The organism is Bradyrhizobium sp. WSM2254 (assembly GCF_000472645.1).
Taxonomy (GTDB): Bacteria; Pseudomonadota; Alphaproteobacteria; order Rhizobiales; family Xanthobacteraceae; genus Bradyrhizobium; species Bradyrhizobium niftali.
The window spans coordinates 64,560-81,020 of the sequence record NZ_AXAB01000026.1 but is presented as its reverse complement, the minus strand read 5'-3'; the positions used below and the strand labels follow the sequence as shown (position 1 = coordinate 81,020).

The 16,461-nt window shown below is 59.7% G+C and carries 12 protein-coding genes and 3 pseudogenes; 13 read left to right on the top strand and 2 right to left on the bottom strand.

Annotation, left to right across the window (positions count from 1 at the left end; genetic code table 11):
* Positions 1–481 precede the first annotated feature (481 nt).
* Entirely contained in the window at positions 482–1,177 is a 696-nt protein-coding gene (locus A3M7_RS0119820; RefSeq protein WP_027545465.1) for a response regulator transcription factor, read from the bottom strand.
* 1,166 nt (positions 1,178–2,343) lie between these two features.
* On the opposite strand from A3M7_RS0119820, the gene A3M7_RS46815 reads away from it, so the two are divergent.
* From A3M7_RS46815 to A3M7_RS0119800, 5 genes and pseudogenes are all read left to right on the top strand, one after another.
* The gene (locus A3M7_RS46815; RefSeq protein ID WP_084302311.1) at positions 2,344–2,538 is read left to right on the top strand and encodes a 4Fe-4S dicluster domain-containing protein; all 195 of its coding nucleotides are present in this window, start codon (positions 2,344–2,346) and stop codon (positions 2,536–2,538) included.
* Between the two features lie 204 nt (positions 2,539–2,742).
* Positions 2,743–2,980: pseudogene (locus A3M7_RS46810) on the top strand (Fe-S cluster assembly protein SufB); the annotation flags it as partial.
* 260 nt (positions 2,981–3,240) lie between these two features.
* Positions 3,241–4,017, top strand: coding sequence for a Fe-S cluster assembly ATPase SufC (gene sufC / locus A3M7_RS0119810; protein WP_027545463.1), 777 nt, complete (start codon positions 3,241–3,243; stop codon positions 4,015–4,017).
* Positions 4,014–5,323 (top strand): annotated as a pseudogene (gene sufD / locus A3M7_RS0119805) (Fe-S cluster assembly protein SufD). The gene sufC and the pseudogene sufD overlap by 4 nt, the downstream one beginning before the upstream one ends.
* Positions 5,320–6,568: pseudogene (locus A3M7_RS0119800) on the top strand (cysteine desulfurase). The pseudogenes sufD and A3M7_RS0119800 overlap by 4 nt, the downstream one beginning before the upstream one ends.
* A gap of 880 nt (positions 6,569–7,448) precedes the next feature.
* On the opposite strand, the gene A3M7_RS0119795 reads toward A3M7_RS0119800, so the two are convergent.
* A complete protein-coding gene (locus tag A3M7_RS0119795; RefSeq protein WP_027545462.1) occupies positions 7,449–8,252 on the bottom strand; it encodes a calcium-binding protein in 804 nt (267 codons plus the stop codon).
* A gap of 480 nt (positions 8,253–8,732) precedes the next feature.
* On the opposite strand from A3M7_RS0119795, the gene nifD reads away from it, so the two are divergent.
* The 8 genes from nifD (at position 8,733) to fdxB (ending at position 16,432) form a co-directional block, all read left to right on the top strand.
* Positions 8,733–10,232: a nitrogenase molybdenum-iron protein alpha chain gene (gene nifD / locus A3M7_RS0119790; protein ID WP_027545461.1), complete on the top strand. Its 1,500-nt coding sequence runs from the start codon at positions 8,733–8,735 to the stop codon at positions 10,230–10,232.
* 71 nt (positions 10,233–10,303) lie between these two features.
* On the top strand, positions 10,304–11,860 hold the full coding sequence (gene nifK / locus A3M7_RS0119785; RefSeq protein WP_027545460.1) for a nitrogenase molybdenum-iron protein subunit beta: 1,557 nt from the start codon (positions 10,304–10,306) through the stop codon (positions 11,858–11,860).
* A gap of 94 nt (positions 11,861–11,954) precedes the next feature.
* Complete coding sequence (nifE, locus tag A3M7_RS0119780; protein ID WP_027545459.1) at positions 11,955–13,628, top strand: nitrogenase iron-molybdenum cofactor biosynthesis protein NifE; 1,674 nt, start codon at positions 11,955–11,957, stop codon at positions 13,626–13,628.
* A gap of 9 nt (positions 13,629–13,637) precedes the next feature.
* Complete coding sequence (gene nifN, locus A3M7_RS0119775) at positions 13,638–15,041, top strand: nitrogenase iron-molybdenum cofactor biosynthesis protein NifN (protein ID WP_027545458.1); 1,404 nt, start codon at positions 13,638–13,640, stop codon at positions 15,039–15,041.
* On the top strand, positions 15,038–15,433 hold the full coding sequence (gene nifX, locus A3M7_RS0119770) for a nitrogen fixation protein NifX (RefSeq protein WP_027545457.1): 396 nt from the start codon (positions 15,038–15,040) through the stop codon (positions 15,431–15,433). Before nifN ends, nifX begins: the two co-directional genes overlap by 4 nt.
* A 7-nt stretch (positions 15,434–15,440) precedes the next feature.
* A complete protein-coding gene (locus tag A3M7_RS0119765) occupies positions 15,441–15,911 on the top strand; it encodes a NifX-associated nitrogen fixation protein (protein ID WP_027545456.1) in 471 nt (156 codons plus the stop codon).
* A 9-nt stretch (positions 15,912–15,920) separates the two neighbouring features.
* On the top strand, positions 15,921–16,121 hold the full coding sequence (locus A3M7_RS0119760) for a CCE_0567 family metalloprotein (protein ID WP_027545455.1): 201 nt from the start codon (positions 15,921–15,923) through the stop codon (positions 16,119–16,121).
* 11 nt (positions 16,122–16,132) lie between these two features.
* Positions 16,133–16,432 (top strand): ferredoxin III, nif-specific, encoded by a 300-nt coding sequence (fdxB, locus tag A3M7_RS0119755; RefSeq protein WP_027545454.1) that lies wholly within the window; start codon positions 16,133–16,135, stop codon positions 16,430–16,432.
* Positions 16,433–16,461 lie beyond the last annotated feature (29 nt).

Below are 16,461 nucleotides of genomic sequence, written 5' to 3'. Positions count from 1 at the left end.
AATCGTTCATACGGATATCACTCGTAATCCGAGCTCGCTAGTCATCCGCTTCCAACGCCCTCGCGAATTCAGTGCGTTCGTCATCCACCGAGACGGGTCCGCGAAGTCGGATGTAGAAAAAGCATCGCCTCGACATGAATCGCCTCCCGCATGGCCACCGCCGTTCGGACAAATTAGGTAACCTGCTACTCTGAAACGCAGCCAGGTTTAAGTTTGGGCCCAGTTCGCCAGAGGAGACAGACGATGAAGGGAGATTTCCGGAAGAGCAGTCCATCTAGGTCTTGATGGAACACGCTGCCGGTCGGCTACGCCAGTCGAGCGCCCCGCTTGATCCGGGCTGCGGCAGTAAGTGAACCTTGCAGAAGGGCCGTAAAGGGGAAGAGGGATTGAGCAGGGGGGAACACCAGGAGCGCCAAAGGAGATTGACATCGATCTTCGTGGGAATCATTGTCACAAACGATGGAAGTCTTGCTTTCAAGTTCTACCCATGGCGCGGTGGATGCGCGCCATTTAATTCAAGAGAGTAGCCGATGCTGCGCGCGGACCTGATCCGTAGCGTCGCGGCGGATCGCCTCAAATGTCCGCGCAAGCGATAGATTGCCGCCTCAAGCGCATTGGTCGAGACCTCATGGTCGAATGAATAGATGCTATCCTCCAGTGAGGCGCGCGGCACCGTGCGCCCAGCATGGCTGAGCAGATACTCAAGAACGCACAGTTCACGATGCGCGATGCGGAGCGGCCGTCCGTCCACCCAGGCTTGCCGGGCAATCGGATCGAATTCGACATTCCCAAATATGATGAGCGGGGCCGTCATTTGCTTCGATCGCCGCAGAATGGCTCGCATCCGGGCGATGAGCTCAACAGTAGACAGCGGCTTTGGCAGGAAATCGTCCGCCCCACCGTTGAAGCTTGCAATTCGGCGATCGAGATCGTTGAGCCCGCTTATCACCATCGCGGGCATCGATCTGCCGTTTCGCCTCAATTGCTTCAGCCAGTCCAAGCCGTCTCCATCCGGTAGAGCCAGTTCGAGAAGAAGAATGTCATAGCATGCGCAATCAAGAGCTGCCGCCGCTTCGTCCAGAGTGCGTGTCACATCGACGGCGAACCCACACTCCACGAGTGCTCCTTGGACAGCCCGCGCAAAGGCGGTTTGATGATCAACCAGTAGCGTTCGCATTTCATCGTCTTTCGCCAATCTACGACGGGATGATTGAGCGGCTCATCGTCGACCGTGAGGCCACGCGGTTCTCGTAAAGCTCTCCCTTTGGAGTAAACGCCGGAAGCCGGAACTGACGCAGAACAACAGTCGTCAACGACCAGTCTATCCGATCCGTCCATCGGCCTATTGGTACCTTCGGCCGTCCGCTGCGGACGCTCGTGGTGATCTTGGCGTCAGCAGGTAGGGTCCGAATCATTGAAGGGATCGAGGGCCGTGACGATATCCTCGCGCATTTGCCGCCAACGCTCCCAACGAGACAATATACGTCTTTCGAAAACACATGCCGAACCCTGGCGATCCCCAAAACCGAGTCACGTGCGCTCCCGACGCTGCAGCCTATCGAGAGACCGTGAACATTGGCCGGTGCATCCCGGCATTGGCACCAGTCACGCATGTGGTGCGCGCCAGCGTGGCCTGCATTCACCTCGCATAACGAATACCGGCGTAGCCTCGGATGTGGAACTTGAATTCTGATCGTTCTCCCATCCAGCAGGGGCGAGGCGAAGACGGCCATCCCTGCTCTCCAAGTGGCCGACTTGCTCTCGGCGCAAGGCGGGCGGCGATGGTTCTTCCGCCTGGCGCATCGGCCATTTCAACAACGTGCCGCCGCGAGGCGCGTGATGAGTTTGCAGCGCAACCTTAAGAGCTTCAGACATTCGCAATTCTTGCTCGCTGTCAGGATGGTTTGGCGCTACCGAGAGTCTCGCAGCCCGTGTCGGAAAACCTACAATCTGACGCTACGTACGATTCAAGTCCATCCGCGGGCCCGGGTCAGAAATTTCCTGACATTCGCAGGCCCGCTTAAGCAGCGAGAGCAAGATATTGACCGCCCAGATATCGCCTCTCCGTCGGTTATCAGGATAACGGGCTTCGAGGCTACGCTTCAGCAGGAGCAAATCAAAAAGACAGTCAAGGTGCCTCGTTAGGGGCGGGCCTTCCGAAAGCGTCGGAGCGTGCTGCCATTCGAGATCAAGCCCGTGCCTCGAGTGTCGGGGTTGGGACACACTGCTCGGCCGCATACACCCCGCTAGACCCAAAGATACGCCAACCATGGCGCGTTGGCATTGGCACGAGCCTTGAAGGGGAGAAGGCGTCCGGCATCGCATTTTCAGGAAATCACCATTATGGCGTACAAGATAGTCGCGTCCCAGTGCAGCGCCTGTGGCGCATGTGAGTTTGAGTGCCCCAACGGGGCAGTCAACCTCAAGCGCGACGTATATGTGATCGATCCGAAGACGTGCACCGAATGCGAGGGGCATTTCGGCACGCCGCAATGCGCTGCTGTCTGCCCGGTTCCCAACACGTGTGTCCCGGCTTAGCGGAGCGGCGATGCGCATGGTCGGCACCAGCAGCAGGGTCGAGACACAATTGAGCCCTGCGGCCTTCCTTGTTGGTGACCTGGTTAGAGTGACGGTCCGTTCCGCGTTAGGCCTGATTGAGTCGCTGGCCTATACGGTCGAGGGGGGACGCCATAACCGTTGCTGGACGTGGCCGGAATGGTCTTTGCGCGTGCGGAGGCGCCAATGGTAGCCGTACAAGAGACGATCGAGTGCGTGAAGCGCATCGACGTCGACCAGTACCGTTATGGGTTTGAGACCTTGATCGACTCCGAAAGGCTCCAAAGAGGTTGTCGGAAGATACCGTCAAATTCATCTCGCAGAAGACAGAACGAACCGGCCTGGATGCTCCTGTGGCAAGCTCGAAGCCTGTCGCCGCCGGCTGATCATGATCGCGCCGACCTGGGCGCGCTCCAGCGAGCCTCACCCAGGAGGAGGCGGACGGCCCCGTCGTCAACGGCTTCGTCAAGGACGGCTCCAGCAGCTGCCGATGGAATTCGCAGTGGAGGCGCAGAAGCTGAACTCGATCCTGCTGGAAGGAGCGGTCGGGTAGCTCTGACCCCATCCTGAGGAGGCCGCGCAAGCGGCCGTCTCGAAGGATGGATACCGGATTGATTGTTGGCCGCATCCTTCGAGACGCGCTTTCGGTGCTTCTCAGGAGGAGGAGATAGACGGAACGACACAATGACATTGCTTGAAGTGAAAGGCCTGAAGGTTCGTGTCAAGGAGCGTGAGATCCTCCACGGGCTGACCCTGACCGTGAACGAGGGCGAGATTCACGCGATTATGGGGCCGAACGGCTCCGGCAAATCGACGCTCTCCCACGTCATCGCCGGCAAGTCCGGTTATGAGGTCACCGACGGCCAGATCGTGTTCAAGGGCGAGGACCTCCTGAAGATGGATCCGGAAGAGCGCGTCGCGAAGGGCGTGTTCCTGGCTTTCCAATATCCGGTCGAGATCCCCGGCGTTGCCATCACGACCTTCCTGCGCACCGCGCTGAACGCGCAGCGCAAAGCGCGCGGCGAGAGCGAATTTTCGCCTCCGGACTTTCTGAAGAAGGTTCGCGAGGTCTCCAAGTCGCTGAACATCCCGCAGGACATGCTCAAGCGCAGCGTCAATGTCGGCTTCTCCGGTGGCGAGAAGAAGCGCAACGAGGTGCTCAAGATGGCGCTGTTCGAGCCGAGCCTGTGCATCCTCGACGAGATGGATTCCGGCCTCGATATCGACGCGCTGCGCATTGCGGCCGACTGCGTCAACGCGCTGCGTTCGCCGGGGCGCGCCATGGTCGTCATCACCCATTATCAGCGGCTCCTCAATTACGTCGTGCCTGACGTCGTGCACGTGATGTCGAAGGGCCGTGTCGTGAAGAGCGGCGGCAAGGAACTGGCGCTGGAGCTGGAAGCGTCCGGCTATGCCAATTTCCGAGGACGCGGCTTGGCCGTTCTGCGGATATTCCGATGACCCTGGCTCTGGCGAATACCAATCCCGAATGCCCGGCGAGAGACGTCTTTAACGCCGCGCTGGGACGATTACCCGGCGCGGGAGCTGTTGCCTATGCTCGCGCCCGCGCTTTCGACGCATTCGAGCGCGCTGGCCTGCCGCACCAGCGCCTTGAGGAGTGGACATACACTGACCTTCGCGTGCTGATGCGCGCGGTCCTGCCGCTAGCGCCGTTACCGGACGTTGCCGCGCTGGTGCGCGCAAAAGCGGCAGTTGCGCAGACGGCACTCGAAGGCGCGGCTAAGCTGGTGCTGGTCGACGGAGTGTTCGCGCCTGACCTGTCGGACCTGGCTGCGTTCGGCGAGGGCGTCGATGTCAAGACGGTGCCTGAGTTTCTGGAGTATCCAGCCGGGGCCGATCTGCTGATAACCTTCACGACGGATCCGATGATCTCACTGAATGCGGCGATGGTGACTGACGGTGTCGTGGTCACGCTTGGCGATAGTGTCGCGCTGAGCCCTCCGATCCAGATCATTCACGTCGCGACTCAGGCTTTATCGTCTGCGTTCACACGCTCGCATCTGAAACTTGGCAAGAGCGTACAGGCGACCCTGGTCGAAAGCTTTGTTGCTGCCGATGGCGCGAGCGCCTATCAGGTTCACGACGCGGTGATCGCCCAGATTGGGGAAGGAGCGAATCTTTCGCATTTGCGCGTGGTGGCTGACGCAGCTGACGCCACGAACATCTCGTCAAGGATGATGACCGTCCACGAGAAAGCGACGGTCAGTTCCTTCAATATGACCTATGGCGGAACTGTCACTCGCTACCAGGGCTTCATCACATTGGCGGGTGCGCGGTCCGAGCTCTCCATCAACTGCGTCAACCTGCTCAACGATACCCAGCACGGGGACACCACGCTGGTGATTGATCACGCTGCACCTCGTTGCACGAGCGAAGAGAATTTCCGCTGCGTGGGGTGGACGATCGCGGCCATTCCGTGTTCCAGGGACGCATCATCGCCAACGCGCAGAAATCGCAGGGCACGATGATGACGCGGGCGCTGCTCCTGTCTGACGAGGCCAAGGCCGATAACAAGCCGGACCTGCAAATCTTCGCGGATGATGTCACCTGCGGCCATGCCGCGACATCAGGCGCGCTCGACGACAGCCTCTTGTTCTATCTGCGCGCGCGCGGCCTGCCCAAGAAGGAGGCGCAGGCGCTTTTGATCCAGGCGTTTCTCGGCGAGGCGATCGAGGAGATCGCAGACGCTGGTCTGCGGGAGTTCGTGAGCGCGCGGGTCGCGCGCTGGCTGGAGACGCGGCGATGAGCACGCATCCGGCCGTTCGCGGTTCCGCTTATGACGTGATGCGCGTTCGTGAGGAGTTTCCGGCGCTTGCCATTCGGGTGTATGGCAAGCCGCTCGTCTATCTCGACAATGCTGCCTCGGCCCAGAAACCCAGGGCGGTGCTCGACCGCCTCATGCGGGCCTATACAAGTGAATATGCCAATGTGCATCGCGGCCTGCATTACCTCGCCAATGTCGCGACCGAAGCCTATGAGGGGGCGCGGACCAAGGTGGCGCAGTTCGTCAACGCCCGCCGTTCAGAAGAGATTATCTTCACCCGCAATGCCACCGAGGCGATCAACCTCGTGGCCTCTTCCTATGGGCAGCCGAATATCGGCAACGGAGACGAGATCGTGCTCTCGGTCATGGAGCACCACTCCAACATCGTGCCCTGGCATTTTTTGCGGGAACGTCACGGCGCGGTGATCAAATGGGCCCCGGTTGACGACGATGGCAATTTTCTGATCGAGGAGTTCGAAAAGCTCCTCACCCCCCGTACCAAGCTGGTCGCGATCACGCACATGTCGAACGCGCTTGGGACCCCATCGTGCCGGTTAAGGATGTGGTCAAGCTGGCGCACGTTCGCGGCATCAAAGTGCTGGTCGACGGTGCGCAGGGCGCCGTGCACCTGCCGGCGGACGTGCAGGACATCGGTTGCGATTTCTACGTCCTCACCGGTCACAAGCTCTACGGGCCGACCGGGATCGGTATGCTCTACGGCAGGTATGAGCTGCTTGCTGCGATGCGGCCCTTCAATGGCGGGGGCGAGATGATACGTGATGTGGCGCAGGACCGGGTCACGTATGGTGATCCTCCGCACAAGTTCGAGGCCGGCACGCCGCCGATGGTCCAGGCGATCGGACTGGGGGCCGCCATCGACTATGTCAACTCGATCGGTAAGGCGCGCATCGCCGCGCATGAGCAGGATCTTGCCGAGTACGCGCACGAGCGCTTGGGTGAAATCAAGTCGCTGCGGCTGATCGGCATGGCGAAGGACAAGGGGCCGCTGATCTCCTTCGAGCTGAAGGGCGTCCATCCCCACGATGTCGCGACGATCATCGATCGGCAGGGGGTTGCAGTGCGCGCCGGCACGCATTGCGCGATGCCGTTGATCAAGCGGTTCGGTGTGCCAGCAACGTGCCGTGCGTCTTGGCGCTCTACAACACGTATGCAGACGTTGATGCACTCGCTCAGGCCGTTATTGCGGCCGATGAATTGCTCGCATGAACAGGCGACGCCGCCCCAAGCGATAAGGGATGGGTCCGTCGCATCGCCGCTCCGATACGTGAAATCCTCATTGCGTGTGGCCTCTGCCGGCGCGGGTGAGGCGGTTCTTTGGCGCGACCAGAAACGAGGGCAAGCGTGCTGGTGGACAATGGCGCGGCATTGGCCGATGCGAGCGAAATCGAAATCCGGCGGTAGAGGTTCAGCTTCACAATCATCCCTGCCAAGTCACGTTTCAATCCGCAGGTCGTGCTCGCGGTCATGCGCGCTGGCTAGCGACATGGTGGGTCTTGGCGCGGCAAGGGAGATTTTGAGTTCCCTTAGTTGGTGCCATAACGATTTGATTTCACCGTATAAGACTGTTTTTCAAGAGGGTGGAATGGATGATTGAGATCCGGGAAGGGCAAGGAGGTCATCGCGGTGCTGCAGAGGGCGGTCGTGAACCACGAGGCAGAGAACTATTCCCTCTTCACCGACCCGGATTGTCACACCTTGAAGGACTATACGATGCGCCGGATCCAGACTGGCCTTCGCCCTTGCTGCTGTCGGGGGAAGGCGGTGGCCGCTATTTTGCCACCACAACCGACCGAACCGGAATCCCGGACTGCGCTTTCATGTCATTCGACGTGAAGCGTACTGCGGCTTCGGTGAAATCATCCTGATCTCGGACAGAGGCGAAAAGGTCAACTGACGACAGCAAACTCATTGATTGGAATTTGGGTGTTTTCCCGACGCGCTTCAGGAGGATCGGGTCTGCGGCCAGCGCGCGAGGCACAGCTTCATCAAGCTGAACACGCCGTGCCTGCCACTGCCCTGGCAAGCAGCGGAAAGGGAAAGCGCCCGCCGGTTGGGGCGGGCGCAGGGTTCAGCACGGGTTTTGGAGTCAGTGGAATGTGAAGTTTCCTGCGGTCAGGCCCAAGCTGGCCAAGCCGTCCACGCTGTGCACATTGCTCAGGTGGGCGAACTCGTCAACGTGGTTCGCGGAGGTGACGTAGGCCAGATTCGCAGTCATGCTCTTGTATCCAAAGTAGACGATAATGTCGCCGGGGGCCGCGGAAACGGCACTGGCTGCGTCAGAGCCGTTGGAGAAACCCCGATCGGTGATCACCACGACATGTTCCCCATGAGCACTTGAGGCAGGGCCACTGTAGAAGGTGTCCACCTGATTGCCAGACCGCATGCTGACGTGATTGAGGAAGTTCGCGTTAAGACCGTCGCTGCCAAAGCCGACCGCGTCGAATGCGAAGGTGTCCTGTGCCGGGTCGAAATCCACGATAGTGGTGTGGTCGGGGTCCGACCCGTACCGTGGGTCTAGTCCGGGGATCGGGTTGTGGAACTGGAACGCAAAGGTGTCGTTGCCGGTGCCTCCCGTCAGGGAATCCCTGCCGTCACCGGCGAAGAGGACGTCGTCGCCGGGACCGCCGTAGAGTTTATCATTGCCCTCATTGACGATTCGCGGTTTGTCGGGGCCGTTGTCGCCATAGAGGAAGTCGTTACCCTCCTCGCCGAAGACGTTGTCATTGCCCGCGCCACCGAAGACTCGGTCATTGCCCTCGCCGGCCGAGATGACGTCGTTTCCGGCACGACCGTCGATCCAGTCATCGCCCTTGGGGTCGGTGATAATATCGTCACCGTCGCCGCCAAAGAGACTATTGCTGCCCGGACCGCCAAGAATTGGTTTGTCCATCGCGAATACTCCTTGTTAGACAGCCCCACCACGCCACCTGGCCCGTTCATATTGCTCATCGGCCAATTGGAATAATTCATTGTTTTGATAGAACGCATCGGCATGGCGGATACATCCACGTGCGCTTCTCTGGCGCACCTCAGCGCATCAGCTGGCGCGACCCCGGTTTGAGCTGTTGCCCGCCGGACTATGACGCAGTCGCCACCGGGCGCGCCAAGCCCACCCCAAGGCTACCGTTTTGCAGCCGAATATCAGCGGTGCAATGCCACGCGCGCTGCTCGTTGTTTTCTATCGAACAGGCGCAAGCGAGTCTGTCCATGGAGAAGTCCCGATGTCGGCTTTGCAACACAGTCCGGCCGGGCTCCTCGACAACGCTATGTTCTTCCAACTCCGCTCGTTTTTGCATTTGCACGTGGCTGGCACGGTCGTTGCTAAACTCTTCGCTGAGCGCCGTCTCGCTAACTCTCAAAGGATATCAGCATGAGCTTCGCTACGACCGAAAGCATTGAGGAGATCAAGGCCCGCAATAAGGAACTCATCCAGGAAGTGTTGACGGTCTATCCCGACAAGACCGCGAAACGGCGCGCCAAGCACCTGAGCGTTCATGAGACCGGGAAGGCGGATTGCGGAGTTAAGTCCAATCTCAAATCCATTCCCGGCGTGATGACGATCCGCGGCTGCGCGTATGCGGGCTCCAAGGGCGTGGTCTGGGGACCGATCAAGGACATGATCCATATCAGCCATGGTCCGGTCGGGTGTGGCCAGTACTCCTGGGGGTCGCGGCGCAACTACTACGCCGGAACGACCGGTATCGATACGTTCGTGACCTTGCAGTTCACGTCCGACTTCCAGGAAAAGGATATCGTGTTCGGCGGCGACAAGAAGCTCGTCAAACTCATTGACGAGCTGCAGGAGCTGTTCCCGCTCAACAATGGCATTACCATCCAGTCGGAATGCCCGATTGGCCTGATCGGCGACGACATTGAGGCGGTATCCAAGGCCAAGTCGAAGGAATATGGCGGCAAGACGATCGTGCCGGTTCGCTGCGAAGGCTTCCGCGGCGTCTCGCAGTCACTCGGGCACCATATTGCTAACGATGCCGTGCGCGATTGGGTCTTCGACAAGCTCACGCCCGAGAAATCCCGTTTCGAGCCGACGCCCTACGACGTTGCGATCATTGGAGACTACAATATCGGCGGTGATGCCTGGTCGTCTCGGATCCTGCTGGAAGAAATGGGGCTGCGCGTGATCGCCCAGTGGTCGGGAGACGGGTCGCTGGCCGAGCTCGAGGCTACACCGAAGGCGAAGCTCAACATCCTGCATTGCTATCGCTCGATGAACTACATCTCCCGTCACATGGAGGAGAAGTTCGGGATTCCGTGGTGCGAATACAATTTCTTCGGTCCCTCAAAAATCGCGGAGTCACTGCGCAAGATAGCGGGCTATTTCGACGACAGGATCAAGGAAGGAGCCGAGCGGGTGATTGCAAAATATCAGCCGCTTGTTGATGCGGTGGTCGCAAAATACCGCCCCCGCCTGGAAGGCAAGACCGTGATGCTATTCGTCGGCGGATTGCGTCCACGCCATGTGATCGGAGCCTACGAGGACCTCGGCATGGAAGTCATCGGCACCGGCTATGAGTTCGGCCACAACGATGACTATCAGCGAACCGCCCAGCATTACGTCAAGGACGGCACGCTCATCTACGATGATGTCAACGGCTATGAGTTCGAGCGCTTCGTTGAGAAGATGCAGCCTGACTTGGTCGGCTCGGGCATCAAGGAAAAATATGTGTTCCAGAAGATGGGTGTGCCGTTCCGGCAAATGCACTCCTGGGACTATTCCGGTCCGTACCACGGCTATGACGGCTTTCCGATCTTCGCGCGCGACATGGACATGGCTATCAACTCGCCAATCTGGGGGAAGACCAAAGCGCCCTGGAAGGCTGTCGCAGAACCGAGGCTTCTGGCTGCGGAATAAGCGGCCTCTTCGCCTCTCGTCCGAGGCGTCGAGCCGACATTGACCACGATTTTCAAGAGGATTCCCACGAAATGGCGCAGAATGCAGAACACGTGCTCGATCATGTCGAGCTGTTCCGCGGTCCGGAATACCAGCAGATGCTGGCCAACAAGAAGAAGATGTTCGAGAATGCTCGAGATCCCGCGGAGGTCGAACGCATCAGGGAATGGTCGAAGACGTCCGAATATCGCGAAAAGAACTTTGCGCGGGAAGCGCTGACGATAAACCCTGCCAAGGCTTGCCAGCCGCTCGGTGCGGTCTTCGCCTCCGTTGGATTCGAGGGCACGCTGCCCTTCGTGCACGGTTCCCAGGGCTGCGTCGCTTATTACCGCAGCCATCTGTCGCGGCACTTCAAGGAGCCGAGTTCCTGCGTCTCCTCGTCGATGACGGAAGATGCTGCAGTCTTCGGCGGCCTGAACAACATGGCCGATGGGCTCGCCAACAGCTATAACATGTACAAGCCCAAGATGATCGCGGTCTCCACGACCTGTATGGCGGAGGTGATCGGGGATGACCTCAACGCCTTTATCAAGACTTCCAAGGAGAGAGGGTCTGTCCCAGAGCATTTCGACGTCCCGTTCGCGCACACGCCAGCCTTCGTCGGCAGCCACATCACCGGCTATGACAATGCACTGAAGGGTATCCTCGAGCATTTCTGGGACGGTAAAGCCGGAACGGCACCGAAGCTCGAGCGCACCCCCAACGAGAAGATCAACTTTATCGGCGGCTTTGACGGCTACACTGTTGGCAATACCCGCGAGATCAAGCGCATCTTCGACTTGATGGACGTCCAGTACACCATTCTCGCCGACAATTCCGATGTGTTCGATACGCCGACCGACGGCGAGTTCAGGATGTATGACGGCGGCACCACGCTGGAAGACGCCGCGAACGCGGTTCACGCCAAGGCGACGATATCTGCGCAGCAATGGTGCACGGAAAAAACGCTTGCGTTCATCGCTGGCCATGGCCAGGAGGTCCTGGCTTTCAACCATCCTGTCGGCGTCTCCGCGACCGACGAACTGCTCATGGCGTTATCGCGCATCAGCGGCAAGGACATCCCCGAGGCGCTGGCGCGAGAGCGCGGCCGCCTGGTCGACGCGATGGCTGACTCCAGCGCGCATATCCATGGCAAGAAATTTGCGATCTACGGCGACCCAGACCTATGTTATGGGCTGACTGACTTCCTGCTCGAATTGGGCGCCGAACCGGTCCATGTGCTGTCCACGAATGGCAACAAGGCCTGGCACGATAAAATTCAGGCCTTGTTTGCGAGCTCGCCGTTCGGCCAGAACTGCCATGCCTATCCAGGGCGAGACCTCTGGCACATGCGCTCGCTGCTCTTCACGGAGCCGGTCGACTTCCTGATCGGCAATACGCATGGCAAATATCTGGAGCGCGATACCGGCACCCCGCTGATCCGCATCGGTTTCCCCATTTTTGATCGGCATCACCATCACCGCTCTCCGGTGTGGGGCTATCAAGGCGGCATGAACGTTTTGGTGAAGATCCTCGACAAGATCTTTGACGAGATCGACAGGAAGACCAGCGTCGCAGGTACCGACTATAGCTTTGACATCATTCGTTGATGACGAAAGACGCTTAAGTCATCGCCGGCAAACATCGGCGATGGCTAAACGCGCGATGGCTGATCTCATTAATCGCGATTGAGAGGAGAAACAGATGAGTTCGCTTTCGGCCAGAATCCTGGATGTCTTCAACGAGCCGGGCTGCGCCAAAAACGCCAACAAATCGGAGGCTGACCGCAAAAAGGGCTGCACCAAGCAACCTAAGCCGGGCAGTGCGGCGGGCGGGTGCGCCTTCGACGGCGCAAAGATCGCGCTGCAGCCCTTCACCGATGTGGCCCACCTGGTGCACGGGCCGATCGCTTGTGAGGGCAATTCTTGGGACAACCGCGGTGCAGCTTCGTCCGGTGCCAGCATCTGGCGGACCGGTTTCACCACTGACATGAACGAAACCGACATCGTGTTCGGCGGCGAGAAGCGTCTTTATAAGGCGATCAGGGAGATCTTGGAGAAATACAATCCGGCGGCGATCTTTGTCTATCAGACCTGCATTCCGGCCATGATCGGCGACGACATCCATGCCGTCTGCAAGGCGGCGTCTCGGAAGTTCGGTAAGCCCGTGATTCCGGTCAATTCGCCCGGCTTCGTGGGTTCGAAAAACCTCGGCAACAAGCTGGCTGGGCAAGCGTTGCTTGATCATGTCATCGGCACCGAAGAGCCAGACCACACCACGCCGTGCGACATCAACCTGATCGGCGAATACAACCTGTCGGGCGAATTGTGGCAGATCAAGCCCCTGTTTGACGAGCTCGGCATCCGCATCCTGTCCTGCATTTCCGGAGATGGGAAATATCGCGAGGTCGCTTCATCGCATCGGGCGCGTGCCGCCATGCTGGTGTGTTCGAAGTCGATGATCAATGTCGCGCGCAAAATGCAAGAGCGCTTCGGCATCCCGTTCTTCGAAGGCTCGTTCTACGGCATCCAGGACTCTAGCGAGGCACTGCGCAACATTGCACGCGTTTTGGTCGCGCGCGGGGCCCCGGAAGACCTGATCGGCCGTACCGAGGCGGTGATAGCGCGGGAGGAGACGCGCGCGTGGGCGGGAATCGGATCCTATAGGCCCCGCCTGGCCGGAAAGAGGGTCCTTCTCATCACAGGGGGCGTGAAATCCTGGTCCGTGCTGGCCGCGTTGCAGGAGGCCGGCCTTGAGCTGGTCGGCACCAGCGTCAAAAAATCGACGGACGAAGACAAGGAGCGCATCAAGCAGCGGATCGGGCAGGACGCCCATATGATCGACGACATGGCGCCTCGCGACATGTACAAGATGCTGAAGGGCGCAAAAGCGGACATCATGCTCTCCGGCGGCAAGTCGCAATTCGTCGCGCTGAAGGCGGCGATGCCCTGGCTCGACATCAACCAGGAGCGCTCTCATGCCTATATGGGCTATTTGGGAATCGTGAAGCTGGTCGAGGAAATCGACAAGGCGCTGTTCAACCCGATGTGGGAGCAGCTGCGCCGGCCGGCCCCATGGGACGATACCGCCAAGGATGGCCAGCCACCTATGCCCATGGCCATTGCGCAGACAGGCGAGCAGGTCGTCGAAACCCCTGCGCTTTTGGAGGTGAGCCGCCGCACGAAAAAGGTTTGCTTCTGTAAGAGAGTGGATCTCGGCACGATCGAAAATGCAATCCGCTTGCACGGTCTGACCAGCGTCGAGGCTGTCAGAGAGCACACCGACGCATACGGCGGTTGCTGCAGGAGCCGGATCCAGGACATCCTGACGGCGATGTCGGTCTCCGAGCCGCCTGCCATGCGGCAGGCAACGGAATAGGACGGCGCCATGGCTATCGTCAGCACGCCGAGCAAGGCCTGCACGGTCAACCCGCTGAAGATGAGCCAGCCCATCGGCGCGGCATTCGCGTTCATGGGTCTGCGCGGGGCGATGCCGGTTCTGCACGGCTCGCAAGGCTGCACCTCGTTTGGGCTCACGCTGTTCGTGCGGCATTTCAAGGAGGCGGTCCCGCTGCAGACCACCGCGATGAGCGAGGTGACAACCGTGCTCGGCGGCTATGAAAATATCGAGCAAGCCATCCTGAACATCCACCATCGAACCAAGGCGGAAATCATCGGGATCTGCTCGACCGGGGTGACCGAAACCAATGGCGACGACATCGACGGCTACATCAAGCTGATCCGCAAGAAGCATCCGCAACTCGCCACATTTCCTTTGGTCCATGTCTCGACGCCTGATTTCAAGGATGCATTTCAGGACGGCTGGGAAAAGGCAGTGGCGCGCATGGTCGAGGCGCTGGTACGAGCGCCGACCAGCGAGGCAGAGCGCGATCCGGCGCGGGTGAATGTCCTACCCGGATGTCACCTGACGCCCGCCGACCTCGATGAGGTCAGGACGATTCTGGAGGATTTCGGGCTAAAGCCAAGCTTCCTGCCTGACTTGGCGGGATCGCTGGACGGGCATATCCCTGAGGAGTTTACGTCAACGACCATCGGCGGCATCGGCATTGAGGAAATTGCCAGCATGGGCCAGTCCGCCTGGACCATTGCCATCGGTGCGCAGATGCGGCGGGCGGCAGAAGCCATGCAGACCAGGACCGGGGTGCCATTTCGCCTGTTTGAGCGATTGTGTGGCCTCATCCCCAACGATGAATTCATCGCGTTCTTGAGCGAGATCTCCGGCCGCCCCGTGCCAACCAAATACCGGCGCCAGCGCGGGCAGCTCGCCGATGCGATGCTGGATGCCCATTTCCAGATCGGCGGCCGTAAGCTCGCGATCGGTGCAGAGCCTGACCTCCTGTTCGACCTGTCCAGCATGCTGCACGACATGGGCGCGCAGGTCGCGGCGGCCGTGACGACCACGCCCTCGCCGGTGCTGGAGCGGATAAGCACCGACGAGGTGCTGATCGGTGATCTCGAGGATCTCGAAGAGCGAGCTCGGAGAGGGAACTGCGAACTGCTGATCACGCATTCGCACGGCCGCCAAGCGGCGGAACGGCTGAAGATCCCGTTTCATCGCGCGGGATTTCCGATGTTCGACCGGGTTGGCGCAGGACACCAGGTGTCCGTTGGGTATCGCGGCACGCGCGATCTGATCTTCAATATCGCCAACCTCCTGATCGCCGACCGCGAGGAAAATCATCAGCCAAGCCCCGATAGCTGGCGGACCTCGACTCGGCCTCTAAACTCCGGCCGCAGCTTCATCGACGCAACAGAGAGTTCGATTCCATGAAGGTCGCATTCGCTACCCAGGATTTAAGCCGCGTCGATGCCCATTTCGGCTGGGCCAAGAACATTGTCATCTATGACGTCGGGCCGGACGGGCACGTCTTTCTGAGGGCGGTGCAGTTCGACGGCGATCTTTCGGAAGACGGCAACGAGGATAAGCTCGCGCCCAAGATCGAGGCGATCAGGGATTGCGCCATCCTCTATGTCGTTGCCATTGGCGGCTCCGGTGCGGCGCGGGTGGTGGCGAATAAAATCCACCCCATCAAAGTGGACAAACCCGAGAACATCATGGAGCTGCTGCAAAAGCTCCAAAGGATGCTGAGGGGAACGCCGCCCCCCTGGATCCGCAAGGCCCTGGCCAAAACCGAGGAGCGGACGCTTGATTTCGAAGAATGAGGATCACATGTCTGAGGCCGCAGAAGTGGGGCAAACCGGCAATGCGCTTGATGTGCCGTTCCTCAAGCAGCTGGTCAAGATCTGGCGTGCTGAGGACAGCCATGGGACGTGGGAGGGCAAGAGCGATCTCGACTTGCTCGAACCCTATATCTTGGACAAGGAGAAGCGGCACGCGCTGCCGATCGTGGGTGATCCCGATCCGGACACGGTGTGGCGCCTGGAGCTGTTCTTCAACGCGGTCGCGCTCTCGATCGAGAATGCAACCGGCGTGATGATCCAGCCGATGCTGAAAATGCATCATGAAGGCTTTGGCCGCATGGTGCTGATCGCTGGCCGCCTGATCGCAGTCAACAAGCAGCTGCGCGATGTGCATCGCTTCGGGTTCGAAAATCTTGCGAAACTCGCCGCCGAGGGCGACAAATATGTCGCAGACGGGATCGGCATGATCCGGAAATTTCCGGACGCGGCGAATTATTGAGGGCGGGACATGAGCGAACTTGAAACACTGAAGGTAGACATCAAGAAGCTGTCGGCCAAGGCGACGCAGGCCAAGATGGATCTGCATGACCTGTCAGAGGAGCTGCCGCTCAACTGGCGCTCGATCATGGCGGTGGCGCAAAGAACGCATGAGGCGTTTGCCGAACTCGAGAAAAAGCGCGAGGATCTCAAGGCACAGGAAAGGGCGTAAGGGTATACAAAATGTCATTCGCAACGCGCGACGGCCGCGGCTGGGTGCCCGATTATCTCGTAGCGATCGATCCCGGCAAATGCATCGGATGCGGACGCTGCTTCAAGGTCTGTGGTCGCCAAGTCATGACATTAAAAGGGATCAACGAGGAGGGCGATCTTGTCGACCTTGACAGCGACGAGGACGATGAGATCGAGAAAAAGATTATGGTGATGAATGATGAGGGCGCCTGTATCGGTTGCGGCGCCTGCGCCCGGGCCTGTCCGGCCAACTGCCAGACTCACGTGCCCGCCGCGGCAGAAGGGGCTTGACGGCCGCCTCCGTCGGCTGTGCAGCAAGG